This is a genomic window from Myxococcus xanthus (assembly GCF_013116825.1).
Lineage (GTDB): Bacteria > Myxococcota > Myxococcia > Myxococcales > Myxococcaceae > Myxococcus > Myxococcus xanthus_B.
This window is the reverse complement of sequence record NZ_JABFNS010000112.1, coordinates 16,468-29,919: the sequence shown is the minus strand read 5'-3', so window position 1 is coordinate 29,919 and position 13,452 is coordinate 16,468. Positions and strand designations below refer to the sequence as shown.

The following is a 13,452-nucleotide window of genomic DNA, read 5'->3' as shown; positions in this document are numbered from 1 at the left end:
CCCCGAGCCCACGCGCCCGGCGTGCTCCATCTCGGGGTCCGGAGGCAGCTCCGTCCAGGGCGAGCCCTCCGTGCTCACGGAGTCGAAGGAAGGCCCGCCGCGCATGGCAGCCAGCTCCGCCTCCGCCGCGGAGAGGGCATCCCCCGCCGGGACCTCCGGCGTGTCCACGTCGAAGAACCCCTCATCGCCCAACCGAGGCGCCAGGGCCGCCGTGCGCACCGAAGGCGGAGAAACAGCCTCCTCCGTCCAGGCCAGCTGTCCCACCGGCGGCGCATCCTCGGCCGGCGCGGCGTCCTCGCCCCCAAGCCCCGCGGACGCGCCTTGCGCGTCGTCTCCGGCCGTCTCACCATCCACCGCCGAGCCCCAGTCCTGCCCCTGCGAAGGCTCGCCCCACCCATCCGCCGCGTCCGGAGCAAGCGCCGAGTCGATGGAGGCCATCGCCTGGGCTTCCACCTCCAGGTGCGCCCGCTCCATGGCGGTGTCCAGGTCGCGCGTGCTCTGACGCTCGCGTTGCTGCGCCGCCTCGTGGGCGGAGCGCTCCGCGTCCGTCATGGCCGCCAGCTCCCAGTCCGTCTGGTGCAGCGGCGCCAGGTCCCCGAAGAGCGCATTCGCCAGCGCGGAGTCGCCCGCCACCGAGGGCGGCGGGGTCGCGTGCCAGGACTCCGCCTCCGCCCCCGTGGCCGCCGAGCCCCCGCCCGACGGAGGCAGCTCCCGGTTCTCCACCACGTGCCAGGCGTCCGCATCCGCGGGGGCCTTGACCAGCGAATCCACCAGCTCGACGAAGGCCGCCCCTTCCAGCGGCAGCTGGGCCACGGGGGCGCTGAAGCCGGGGATGGACTCGCCCAGGAGCAGCACCCGGGCCGACTTGCCATCCGGGTGCTGGAGCAACTCCTCCAGCACGAGGTGGCCCCGGCCACTCTCCACGCCGGGCGCGAGCACGAGCAGCACGGGCAGGTGGTGCCCGTACGCAATGAGGGCATCCGCGGCGGAGGTGGCGAGGATGACCTCGTACCCTTCGCGCGTGAGCAGGCGCCGGACGGCGGCGATATTGGCGATGTCGTCGTGGACGAGAAGGACCGGTGCGCCCATGGGGGGGCACCGAGTCTACAGCATGGCCCCCGGATCCACGTCGATCACGACCTTCACCGCGGAAGGAACATCCACCAGGGCCGCTTCCAACCGGGCGAGCAGCGGGGCGAGCGCCGTATGCGTTGGCCCCTTCAGCAGGAGCTGCCAGCGCGTCTTGCCACGGATGCGGGAGATGGGCGCCAGGGCCGGCCCCAGCATGCGGACCCCGGCGGACGCAGGGGGCATGTGCCGGGAGACGATGTTCCCCAGGGAGCGCGCCACACTGGCCGTCTGTTCGGGGTGCTCCCCCTCCAGGCGGACGGCGGCCATGCGTGAATAGGGAGGGTAGGCCAGCGCCTTGCGCCACTCCAGTTCTTGATTGGCGAAGCCGTCGAAGTCATGGGCCAGCACGCGCCGCACCGGCTCCGCGTCCGGATTGTAGGTCTGCACCAGCACCCGCCCCGGGTCCTTGCCCCGGCCCGCGCGGCCAGACACCTGGGTGAGCAGATGGAAGGTGCGCTCGGCGGCACGGAAGTCTGGGATGGAGAGGGACGTGTCCGCCATGACGACACACACCAGCGTCACGCCCGGAAAGTCGTGCCCCTTGGCCACCATCTGCGTGCCCACCAGGACATCCAGTTCCCGGCGCGCGAACGAGGCCAGCATCTCCGTCAGCCGCTCGGCGCTGCTGGCCGAGTCCCGGTCCAACCGGGCGACGCGCGCGGTGGGGATGCGCTCCAGCACCTCCGCCTCCACGCGCTCGGTGCCGATGCCCAGCTTGAGCATGGGGCCCGTGCACTCCAGGCACTGCTCCGGCACCGGCATGGCCAGGCCGCAGTAGTGGCACACCACCCGGTTCTGCGAGCGGTGGTGCGTGAGGCACACGTCACACTCGCTGCACTTGAGCGACAGGCCGCACACCTCGCACAGGAGGACGGTGCTGTGGCCCCGGCGGTTGAGGAAGAGGATGACCTGCTGCCCGCGGCCAATCGTCTCCGCCATCGCCTCCAGCAACGGAGGACTGAGGATGGGCGCCTCTTCCGTCACCGCGCCCTCGCGCGGACGCTCCACGCGCAGGTCCACCAGCTCGATGGTGGGCATGGGCCGGTCATCCACGCGGTGCTTCAGCTCCAGGAGCTGGTAGCGCCCGCGCTTCACGTTCTCCAACGTCTCCAGCGCGGGCGTGGCCGAGCCCAACACCACCACCGCGCCGGCCTGCTTGCCGCGCACGACGGCCAGGTCGCGCGCCTGGTAGCGCAGCTTCTCCTCCTGCTTGAAGGACGGGTCGTGCTCCTCGTCCACGACGATGAGCCCCAGGTTGTCCACCGGCGCGAACACCGCCGAGCGCACGCCCACGGCAATCTTCACGTCGCCGCGGCGCAGCGCCTGCCAGTGGAAGAGCCGCTCCCGGTCCTTCAGCGCCGAGTGCAGCACCGCCACCTCCGCGCCGAAGCGGCTGCGGAAGCGGCCCACCAGCTGCGGCGTCAGCGCGATTTCCGGCACCAGGATGAGGCTGCCCTTCCCCAGCGACAGCGCATGCTCGGCCGCGCGCAGGTACACCTCCGTCTTCCCGCTGCCGGTGACGCCGTGCAGGAGGAAGGGCTGGAAGGTGGCCGCGTCCAGGGCCGCGCGCAGCACCCCGCCCGCCGCGTCCTGCTCCGGCGTGAGGTGGTCCGGACGGCCCTGAATCAGGCCCTCCTTCACGCTGGCCTCCACCGTCTTCTCCTCCAGCCGGGCGAAGCCGCGCGTGGCCAGCTTCTTCAGCGTCTCGCGCGCGCCTGGAATCGCGTGGGCGACCTCTTCCAGCGGCGCGCTGCCTCCCACGGCCAGCAGATACGCGAGCGCGGCGGACTGGGCGGGCGCGCGAGACAGCTCCGGCGGCACCTCGTTGACGAGCGCCACCGCGAAGTGCTGCACGTCCGGCCTGGCTTCCTTCTCCTCCACGGCCTTCGACAGGCCGGGCGGGAGCGCGCCGCGAATCACCTCACCCAGCGGATAGCGGTAGTGCACGGCCGCGAAGCGCAGCAGCGCGATGAGGTCCTTGGGCAAGGACGGCGAGTCCTCCAGCACGCGCTGGACGGCCTTGAGCCGCACCTTCTCACCAGTCGGCGGAGACGCGGGCCCCAGGTAGAAGCCGAGCGCCGTGCCCCGGCCGAAGGGCACCAGCACGCGCTGCCCCGGCTCCAGGCGGCCCGCCAGCTCGTCCGGCAGGGTGTAGGTGAACTCGCCCCGGACGGGGCGGCCAACGGCGATGGAGGCCAGGACGGGAGTGCTCACTTCGGCGCGCACTGTAGCGGCGGCGGCGGGCTCGGACAGTTCCCGGCGGCTTTTCACACCGGAGGTGCGCACCGCCCTGGAACCCCGCGTCGTGGGGGCCTTCGCGGGCGCCGCTTCCGCCCCGCTCCACAAGGGTCGCTGTTCCATGACACTCCCTTCAACCACCACCCCGGCCCCATCCGTCCTGCTACCGGGGTCCACAGTGCGCGAAGGGTCTGACATTCCCCGCCGGGTCCCGCCCGTGGGACGGAACCCGGCCTGTCAGGAAGTCACTTCGGGGCTCAGGCCCCGGTGACCTTCTTCCACGAAGGACGGCTCCGGACGCGCTCCCACCAGGCCGCCACGTTCGGGTGCTTGCCGACGAGCTCCGCGCCGCCCGCGGCGACGAAGAAGTCCATGTAGGGCATCCACGTCACCTCGGCGAGCGAGAAGCTGTCTCCCGCCAGGTACTGCTGCTTGCCCAGCACCGGCTCGATGATGCCGAAGACGCGCTCGACGCCCTGCAGGCCCTCGCTGATGCGCGCCTCGTCCGGCGTGCCGCCGCCCATCATCTTCTTGAAGAGGCGCTCCCAGATGACCTTCATCGCGGCGGGCGAGAAGTAACACTGCTCCACGCTGATGAACTGCTCCATGCGCGCGTACGCATGCACGTCGGACGGCGTCAGCGAGGTCCCCGGCAGCTTGCGGTCCAGATAGCGGATGATGGCGCGCGACTCGTAGAGCCGGAAGCCGTCATCGTCCTCGAAGGCGGGGATGACGCCGAAGGGGTGGAGCGCCAGGTGCGCGGGGCTCTTCTGCTCCCCCTTCGTGAGGTCGACGAGGACGAGCTCCGCCTCCTGGCCCTTCTCCGCCAGGGTGGTGAGGACCGAACGCGTGGCAGTGCTCATCGGGAGGCCGTACACCTTCATGGGACATTCCTCTGCGTGGCGGGCCGGGGAGAGTCCCGGCCAGGCGGGGCCAGACTCTTCATGGCCACCGCCAGCGCCGCAAGGAATTCAGGAAGGTGGCGGCATTGACTACAGGGTGAAGAGCGAGTCGGGCAGGCTGGCCCGGTTGTCCCCCTTCAAGGCGGTGAAGCGCAGGTTGCGCTGACCGCCGCGCCACACCTCGATGGTGCGGGGCAGCCACTCACCCGTGGCGGGCGAGTTGTAGTCCAGGAAGCGGACGTCCCAGGCCGTCCCCGACGCGTCCGAGTAACGCAACCGGGCCGGGCGGAAGGAGTCCTTGTAGACCCAGAACTGCGGGCGGCCCTCGGCCATGTCGCCGATGACGTAGGCCACCTCGCCGCCGAAGCGCGCCAGTCCGGTGCGCCCCGTCTCGATGCCCAGGTTCTGGAGGTGGCGAATCACCGCTTCCTTCAGCTCCTGCACGTTGCCGCTGCCCGTGGCGAGCAGCGGGCACACCTGCGAGACGAGCGCCGACATGGAGGGAATCTCGGTCCCCTGCACGCGACGGCGGCCACCCGACTGGACCACCGCGGACTGGGCGTTGCCGTCGGGCACGGAGGCCTCGAAGCGGCAGCGGCCGGGCGCGCGGATGGACAGCACGCCGTCACCCTGCACCTCCGGGCGGTCCGTGGGCGTCCCCAGCGCGGCGCCGGCCTCCTTGACGGCCGGACCTCCGAAGCTGAGGGAGCCTTCCACGCGCAACGTGGACAGCCTCAGCTCGGCGCGCTCCGCCGACATGCGGCGGATGATGGAGCTGCCGGGCAGCACGTAGGCCGCCGCGGCGAAGGAGACCAGGACAGCGAGGAGTGCAACGGTGCGCTTCACGGATTCTCCGTCTTCACGACTTCACGCATGTACTCGAGCAGCCCGGCACGCAGGTCCGGACGCTTGAGCGCGTAGGCGATGTTGGCCTTCAGGTACCCCACCTTGTCGCCCGCGTCATAGCGCTGCCCCTTGAAGCGGTAGCCGAGCAGCCCCTTCGACTGCTGGAGCGTGGCCAGGCCATCGGTGAGCTGGATTTCGCCGCCCACACCCGGCGTCTGGTTCTCCAGGATGGGGAAGATGTCGGGCGGCAGCACGTAGCGGCCGATGACGGCGAGGTTGGAGGGCGCGGTGCCCTTCTTCGGCTTCTCCACGATGCGGTCGATGCGCATGACGCCATCCCCCAGGTCCGTGCCCGCGGCGATGCCGTACATGTGCGTCTCACTCTCCGGCACTTCCATGAGCGCGATGACCGCCTGGTTGTACTGGCGATACACGCGAGCGAGCTGGCGGATTCCCGGCTCCTCGGCGTCAATCATGTCGTCGCCCAGCAGCACGCCGAAGGGCTCGTCGCCGATGACGCTCTTGGCGCACAGCACCGCGTGGCCCAGTCCCTTGGGCTCCTTCTGACGGATGCTGACGACGCGCACGAGGTCCGCGATGGCGCGCAGCTTGTCGGCCTCGGACTCCTTGCCGCGCGCACGCAGCGTCGTCTCCAGTTCGAAGCCGATGTCGAAGTGGTCCTCGATGGCGCCCTTGCCGCGGCCATTGATGAGGACGACATCCTCGATGCCTGCGGATACCGCCTCTTCCACGATGTACTGGAGCGTCGGCGTATCGACGATAGGCAGCATCTCCTTGGGAACCGCCTTGGTCGCCGGCAGGAAGCGCGTGCCCAGGCCGGCTGCCGGGATGACACACTTGCGGATGAGGGGCTCTACCTTCGAGGTTTTGGAGGCCATGAGGGCTGGGAATCTATTGATGGCCCCTGACCCCATCAAGCTGGATAGGATGGACTTGTCATGTTGCTCCGCGCCTTGGTGCTGATTGCCCTTTGTGTGTCCACTACCGCTCTGGCGCAGCCCGCCGAGGACCTTCGCGATGTCATGAGCGCACGCGCCTATGGCATGGGCGGCGCCTACCGTGCCCTGGGACTGGGCACGGATGCCATCATGGGCAATCCAGCGGCGATGGTCCTCTACCCGTCCTACCGGGTTGAAGGCACCGGCGCGTGGGATACGCGGAAGAAGGAAGGGTTGCTGGGCGTCTCCGTCGTCGACGCCGCCACGAGCCGCCTGGGGATGGGCGTGGACTACCACTGGGTGAGCGTGGGGCGCGGCGGCGCGCGTGCCAGCGCCCACCTCAGCTCGATGGGCGTGGGACTGCCCATCAGTCAGGCGCTCATGCTCGGCGCCACGGTGCGCTATCTGCGCATGAGCGGCCAGTCTCGGTTCGCGAACTCCGTCACCGGCGACGCGGGCCTGATACTCCGGCTGTCGCCGTCACTGATGGCGGGCATCTCCGCGCACAACATCGTGGACACTGGCAATGAGGAGCTGACGCGCTACTACTCGGCGCACGTCGGGGTGATGACGGGGCTGCTGACGCTCGCAGGCGACGTGCGCGCGGACTTCACGACGAACGACACCAGGACGTTCACGTACCACGGCGGTCTGGAGTACATCCTGGGCCAGATGTTCCCGGTGCGCGTGGGCTACTCCTACGACGGCTTCACGCGGACGTCGCAAGTCAGCACGGGGCTCGGCTTCATGTCCGAGGGCGGAGGCGGCCTGGACTTCGGCTACCGCCACGACCTGGGCGGCCCCAAGGGGCGCATGCTGGCGCTCACCATCAAGCTGAACACGAACTGAGTCAGCGCGGCGCCCGGAGCGGCAGGTAGCGCTCCGACGCGGCGAAGCGCAGCAGCTCCACCAGCTCCGCCTCGTTGCCCCGGCGGGTCCGCAAGACGGACAGCGCGGGACCGATGCTCCCGCAGGCCACCAGGCCCGCGCGGTTGGCGGAATCCCGCGCGGCATCCGCGAGCGCCGAAGCCTTGAAGTTCTGGGTGCCGGGCTCCAGCAAGGCCATGGCGCGCTCCAGGGCGCGCGGCGACAGGGACTCGCGCACCACGCGAGCCTCGGCTCCGGAGGCACGCGGGTCCTTCAGCACGGTGGCCAGCAGCGCCAGGGCGCGGAGGAGCTGGCCCCCCTTGAGGGCCCGGAGCGCGAGCAGGTCCGGCGACAGGGACAGCAAGGCGCGGCCCACGTGGAAGCGCAGCTCCGGGAGCGGCATGGGCTCACGCAGCAGGAGCCGGCCCACGAGGAGGCGCGGGTGGCCCGCGTGCACGGCGGTGAAGGGCGGGCCGTCGTCCTCTGCGAGCACGAGTTCGGGCAGGTGGACGTCCAGCATCCGCGCGGCGGTGTGCAGCGCGTCGAGCACGGCCGGCGCGCAGGGGCCCGCGGTGGCGCGCAGCAGCTCCGAGGAGCCGGCGGCGCGGCCCTCCGCTGGGAACAGACGGCAGAGCGCGATTCCGGCGCAGGCCAGCAGTTCGCCCGAGGGCGTGCGCAGACCAGGGTGACGCAGGCCAGCGCGCTCGTCGGAGGTCAGCGGCGGACGCTGGCCGCGCGGCGCCGGAGTTTCGAGCCCGTCGAGCGCATCAGCGATTTCGCGCATGAGCGAGGCACGCGCCGGGTCTCCTCGCTGGTCGAAGTACTCAGCGAGGAGTCGATAGGGCTTCGCGTCGAGCGGGCGCTCGCGGATGTGCCGGAAGGCATCGGGCTCGGTGTCCGGTGGCGGCACATAGGCGGGCGCGGGTGATTCGCGCGGGTCCATGACGCCGGGGACAGGCCGAGGAGGTTCGGGCGCCGCGGGCGGCTTCGCGATGAACGTGCGGCCCGGCGCCGGGGCGGAAACCGTGCCCTCCGGGCGCGCGCGGACGACGCGGCGCACCGGGTCCATCCGGCCGGGTGGCGCCTCCCAGGAGATGACGCGGGTCTCCGGGACGGGGGCATCACCGAGGTCCATGACCTCGCCCGTGATGAGGTCGGTGGCCCGAGGGCGCTGGGCTCGGGCCTCCGCCTCGCGAGAAGCGGGCCCTTGCTCCGATTCGATTCCGGACGCGGCGGCGCGTGGCGCGGCCTTGTCTCCGCGCGAGGACGCGGGGGCGCGTTGAGCAGCCGGCGCCTTGGGGGAGACGGCGGCGTCAGCGGGAGCGCGTGGCGGCGGGGCAGCTGTGTTGCCCGGGGAGGAAGGCGGGTTGCGGGCCTCGCCCCTGGGGGACGGCGCGGCTGCACGTACGTCTGCCTTGGGTGGCGATGCGGCGAAGGCTTCCACTGGAACGCGCGGTTCACCTTGCGCTGGCGAGACCGTGGCGCGCGCCGCCCGCCTCCCCTTCCGCCCCGAAGGGGCGGGTTCCGGCGAGGCCTTGCGCCCCTGCGCCATCGCGGCGCCCGGGGAAGCGCTCCCGACTTCATCGCGAGGTGGCCCCACGCTTTCTGACGCGGGGGGAGCAACCCCGATGTCCGTGGTGGACGCCTCCTCGTTGGCCTGGCTCTGGGGGGTTCCCGACGATTGCGTCAGCACCGGGGGCGCCGCGATGAGCGGCGCACGGGGGCCGCTCGACTCACGGCGAGGAGCCGCGGAGCGCGGCGGCTCGGGAGGCGGCACTTCACGCTCTGCGCGTGCCTGCCGGATTCCCTCCGCCCGGCGGGCGTAGACCTGCGCGCGCTCGGGATTGCCCATCACCTCGCGCCACAGACGCGCGAGCCGGTCCCAGGTGCGCTCCCGCTCCGCCTCGTCCTCCATGGCGGTGGCCGCGTGTTCCAGGGCCCAGGCCGCCTCGCCCAGGTGGTCGCGCTCGAGCAGGCGCTCCACGAGCATCAGCCACGCTTCCTTGTGGCCCGGCTCGTAGCGCACGGCCTGACGCAACTCCTCGAGCGCGGCGTCGGCGTCGCCCTGCGCATCCAACGTGGCGACCAGCTCCAGCCGGGCCTGACGCGCGGCGGGCCCTCGGGCTTCGCGGGCGAGCTGCGCACGCAGAAGCCGGCTGAGCACCGTCGTGTCGCCGAGCTTTCGCGTCAGCGTCGTGAGCTGCACGCGGGCCTGCTCGCTGTCGGGACTCTCCGTGAGCACCTCGCTCCAGGCCCACTGCGCGAGCCGCCAATCGCTCAGCGACTCCTCCGCGACCTGGGCCAGGACGCGCAGCGCCTCCACGCGGTCCAGCGCACGGCGTGGCGCCGCCACCAGTGCCACCCGGAGCCGTTCCGCGATGGACGGACGTTCCGCGTCCGACACGCAGCGGAGCATCCCCGCGAGCACGGGAAGCAGTCCCGGCGCCGAGGACTCCGCCGCCTCGAAGTCCGCGCGAGCCTTCTTCAGCTCGCCCATGTGGAGCCAGCGCTCGCCCCGCGTGAGCAGAGCCCCCGCGCGTGCGCGGCCAGCGGGCGCGCGCCGGATGGCCTCGTCCAGCGCGCGGCGCACGAGGGACGCGTCCCCTCTCGCGGCGAGCAAGCGCACCTGATCTCGAAGCGCCGCGCGGTCCCCCGTCAGCTCCACGATTTCCCGATACATGCGCGCGGCGCCCGCGGGATCGTGAAGCTCGTTCTCCATCACCTCCGCGAGGCGCGCCAACGCATCGGCGCGCAGGGACGCGTCCTTCGCCTGGTCCGCCCGCTTGAGGTAGAGCTGAGCCAGCTCGGCCCAGGCCCGCCGAGCGATGAGCTGGGCCTCGACCTTCCGCGAGCGGGTCAGCTCCTCGGAGTCTTCTTCCCGAGGCCCCGCGCTGGCCTCGGAGGCGCGGCCTTTCTTGTTCGGTGCATCGCCAGAAGCCGACGCGAGCGCGGCCTCCAGCTCCGCCAACGACACCTCCATGGTGCCTGAGCGGGCATCCGGCTCGGATGCGGAACGGGACGGGATTGGAGGTGGCAGCGCCTCGGACGGGGGCGGGGTCTTCCGCCGCTCGCGCTTCGAAGAGGCAGGCGTCTGCTGGCGCGGTGGAGGACTCGATACGTCAGCGCCGGCGAGAAAGGGCTGTGCCTCCGAAGTGACTTCACTGTCGTCGGCGTCGTTGAAGCGAGCGACCGGCGCGGGCACGGGCGCGTCATCGTCCGAGGCATCGGCCCAAGGAACGCGCAGTGGCGCGCGCCCTGGAACAAACGTCTTGGCCACACCTGAAGACGGGGGCACGGCGACATCCCCCAGCGCGGGCATCTCCACTTCCGTCTTGCGCGCCTCGAAGTCAGATGCCCTCGGTGGCACAACCACCGCCGGCATTTCCACGACAGTCCTGGGGGCTTCGGAAGCAGAGGTACCGCGGGGAGTCACCGCGGGGAGTTCCACCGCCGGCATCTCCAACACCGTCTTGAGCGATTCTGGGGGTGGCGCCTTCACGGGCGACGGACGCGCATCGGCACCGGGCAGCGCCTCACTCCCCTTGGACGAAGCCGTCGCGCGCGCATCAGGCCCAGGCGGCGAGAGCGAACTCGACACAGGCCCACGTTGTTCCGAGACGGGCGGAGGTTCCGCCTGAAGCCCATCCGCGCCACGCGCAGGCAACGCGGCCGCAGGCGCTCCTCTACCCGCCTCTGGGAGCTGCGACACCGAAGGCTGCGAGCGTGCCTCCGCCACGCCGACCGTGGAAGCTGACGCCGAGGCCGCCCTCGCGGAGAGCGGCGGCCCCACCACGGTTTCGATGAGGTAGACGGCGTCGTCGTTCTCCCAGGAGGCCGCTGCCTGCGCGCCTTCTCGCCGCGCTGGGAGCTTCGCCAACACACCCTGCTCGTCCTCATCCACCTTCGGCGCGCTCGCACCAGCGTCAGGCACCGCCTTGCCCTCGATGCGCGCACGCAGCACCTGGAGAACGCGCTGGGCACGCCGGTCATCGGGCCATTCCACCAGGAGGGCTTCGAGCGCGGCGGCGGCACGCGGCAATTGGTCCACCCGCCGCAGTACCCGCGCGAGCTGACGCCGGACCGCGCGCCTGCTGGAGACCACCGTAGGCGCCACCTCCAGCAGGGTGATGGCCGCCGCCTCGGTGCCCGCCAGCAGCGCCATGCGCACAATCCCGGCGGCCAGACGCGGCGTCATCGGCAGGGTCCGGCTGGCGCGCGCAAGCTCTCCGAACGCACGCGCGGCGGAGCCCTCTCGCAGCTGCCGGGCCGCGGACCGGAAGTGCCGGTCCACCACTTCGCTGACCTCCTCCGCGGGCTTGACGTCGGACGCGCCGGGCTGCAGCGCCGCCTGTCGGACCGCTGCGGGCTCCGGCGTGCCGGCGCTCCTGCCGTTTCTCACGCCACCCATGGGTGCGGCAGTCTACACACAACGATGCCCGTTCCGGCTGTTACTGTCCTCCTCCCCGCGCGAAACGCCGAGGCCACCGTGGCCCGCGCCGTCAGCAGCCTCTTGACGGGCACCGTCCGCGACCTCCGCGTGTTCGCGGTGGACGACGGCTCCACGGACGGTACGCGTGCAGTGCTGACCGACCTGGCGGCGGGCGACTCCCGCGTGGAAGTCCTTGACGGCCGGGGCCGGGGCCTGGTGGCGGCGCTGAACCTGGCGCTGCGCGAAGCCACCTCCCCCTACGTCGCCCGGATGGACGCGGATGACGAAGCCCTTCCCAAACGCCTGGAGGCGAGCCTCACCGCCCTGGAGGCGGAACCCGGGCTGGCCGGCGTGGGCACGGCCGTGGAGCTGTTCCGGGATGACAAACCCGTGAGCCCCTCGCTCCAGGCCTATGCCACCTGGCTCAGCGGGCTGACCACCGCAGAGCGACTCGACCGGGAGCGATTCATCGAAAGCCCCCTGTGCCACCCTTCCGTCTGCCTGCGCCGGGACGCCCTGGTGGCCGCGGGAGGCTGGCAGGACGGCGACTTCCCGGAGGACTACGCGCTGTGGCTGGAGCTGCTGGACCGGGGCTTCGGGCTGCGCAACCTGCCCGAGGTATTGCTTCGCTGGCGCGACAGCGACGGGCGGATGACGCGAACGGACCCGCGCTATGCCGTCAAGCGCTTCATGTGGACGAAGGCGCGCTACCTGACGCGAGGCCGTGGCCCCCTGGCGGACGGGCGCCCCTGCTCGGTGTGGGGCGCGGGCCCGAGCGGCAAGACGCTGACGTCCTTCCTCCACCAGGAAGGCGTCCGCGTGCGGCGCTACGTGGAGGTCCACCCTCGCAAGGTGGGCACGCGCATCCATGGCATCCCGGTCATCTCCCCCCAGGAGCTCGGTGCCCCCGGGGATGGACACCTGTTGGTGTGCGTGGGCGTCCGCTGGGCCCGCGCGGAGATTCGCGAGGACCTCATCCGACGGGGCTGGGTGGAGGGCCGCGACTTCACCTGCGCGGCGTGAGCACTCACTCGGCGCCACGAATGGCGCCCGAGGGCGCCGGCACGCCAGCGGCCAGGAAGAACCGCATCAGGTCCTCCGGCACCGGCGCCTCCATACGCAGCAACTTGCCCGTGCGCGGATGTCCCAGCTCCAGGGCCTGGGCATGAAGCAAGCACCGCGCAGCCTCCACGCCGTCCGCCCGGGCCGCGCCGCCGTAACGGGCGTCCCCCAGAATCGGAGCGCCCAGCGCCGTCAGGTGCGCGCGGAGCTGATGCGTGCGGCCCGTGTGCGGCAGCAGCTCGACGACACAGAACGCCGGCCCCGATGACAGCGTGAGGAAGTCCGTCAGCGCGGGTACACCGTTGGCCGCCCGGGTCGCCCGCCAGCGGCCCGGGCGCGACGGGTCCTTGGACAACGGCAGGTCCACCGTGCCCGACAGGGGCAACCCCGGCCCGGTGGCCGCGACGTAGCGCTTTCGCGCCCGTCCCTCCCGGAACTCGGCCGCCAGCGCCGACGTGGCCTCCGCCGTCTTCCCGAACACCGTCACGCCGGACGTCTCCCGGTCCAGGCGGTGCACCAGCCCCGCGGGGCGTCCCAGCCTCGCCCCCACCAGGTCCACCAGGCTGTCCCCCACGCGCCCCTCGGTGGGCTGCGCGGACACGCCGGCCGGCTTGTCCACCGCGATGACGTCCGCGTCCTCGTACAGCACACGCAGCTCGGGGGCGGAGGGCGCCTCGGACAGGGGGCTCTGCCCGCCCTCCTCCAACACCACCGTCACCACCTGCCCAGCCGCCAGCCGCGCATTCGCATCCCGGCTCCGCTTGCCGGCCACATAGACGGCGCCCACCGCCACCAGCCCCCGTGCCCCCGGCTCGGGCAGTCCCAGCTCATCCGCGACCACGCGGGCCACGGCCTTCCCCACCAACGCCCCTTCCACCCGGAACGTCCGGCGCTTCATGCCGCCACCTCGCCCACCAGGCGGACAGCCTCAGCGTACGAGCCCGCGCCATGCGCCACGTGCTCCGGCACGCCGCCCCCCATCCCTGTGTCCACCGCAGATGTCATGCGGCGGCACTCT

Annotated in this window: 8 protein-coding genes and 1 pseudogene; 2 read left to right on the top strand and 7 right to left on the bottom strand. The window is 71.8% G+C overall.

Annotation, left to right across the window (positions count from 1 at the left end; translation table 11 throughout):
* From HNV26_RS27370 to galU, 5 genes and pseudogenes are all read right to left on the bottom strand, one after another.
* Positions 1–1,089, bottom strand: a pseudogene (locus HNV26_RS27370) (response regulator receiver protein); the annotation flags it as partial.
* A 15-nt stretch (positions 1,090–1,104) separates the two neighbouring features.
* The gene (priA, locus tag HNV26_RS27365) at positions 1,105–3,492 is read right to left on the bottom strand and encodes a replication restart helicase PriA (RefSeq protein WP_171443341.1); all 2,388 of its coding nucleotides are present in this window, start codon (positions 3,490–3,492) and stop codon (positions 1,105–1,107) included.
* Between the two features lie 134 nt (positions 3,493–3,626).
* Positions 3,627–4,253 (bottom strand): glutathione S-transferase family protein, encoded by a 627-nt coding sequence (locus tag HNV26_RS27360; protein ID WP_171443342.1) that lies wholly within the window; start codon positions 4,251–4,253, stop codon positions 3,627–3,629.
* A 108-nt stretch (positions 4,254–4,361) separates the two neighbouring features.
* A complete protein-coding gene (locus HNV26_RS27355) occupies positions 4,362–5,117 on the bottom strand; it encodes a hypothetical protein (protein WP_171443343.1) in 756 nt (251 codons plus the stop codon).
* Positions 5,114–6,016, bottom strand: a complete 903-nt coding sequence (gene galU / locus HNV26_RS27350; protein ID WP_171443344.1) for a UTP--glucose-1-phosphate uridylyltransferase GalU — start codon at positions 6,014–6,016, stop codon at positions 5,114–5,116. Before galU ends, HNV26_RS27355 begins: the two co-directional genes overlap by 4 nt.
* Before the next feature lie 60 nt (positions 6,017–6,076).
* Between galU and HNV26_RS27345 the strand changes: the two genes are divergently transcribed.
* Positions 6,077–6,925, top strand: coding sequence for a PorV/PorQ family protein (locus HNV26_RS27345; protein WP_171443345.1), 849 nt, complete (start codon positions 6,077–6,079; stop codon positions 6,923–6,925).
* A gap of 1 nt (position 6,926) precedes the next feature.
* Here the strand turns inward: HNV26_RS27345 and HNV26_RS27340 are convergent, their stop codons facing one another.
* Positions 6,927–11,351, bottom strand: a complete 4,425-nt coding sequence (locus tag HNV26_RS27340) for a hypothetical protein (protein WP_171443346.1) — start codon at positions 11,349–11,351, stop codon at positions 6,927–6,929.
* Positions 11,352–11,375: 24 nt separating this feature from the next.
* Between HNV26_RS27340 and HNV26_RS27335 the strand changes: the two genes are divergently transcribed.
* A complete protein-coding gene (locus tag HNV26_RS27335; protein WP_171443347.1) occupies positions 11,376–12,395 on the top strand; it encodes a glycosyltransferase in 1,020 nt (339 codons plus the stop codon).
* Between the two features lie 4 nt (positions 12,396–12,399).
* Here HNV26_RS27335 and HNV26_RS27330 read toward each other — a convergent pair whose 3' ends face one another.
* Entirely contained in the window at positions 12,400–13,332 is a 933-nt protein-coding gene (locus tag HNV26_RS27330; RefSeq protein WP_171443348.1) for an RluA family pseudouridine synthase, read from the bottom strand.
* Between the last annotated feature and the right edge of the window lie 120 nt (positions 13,333–13,452).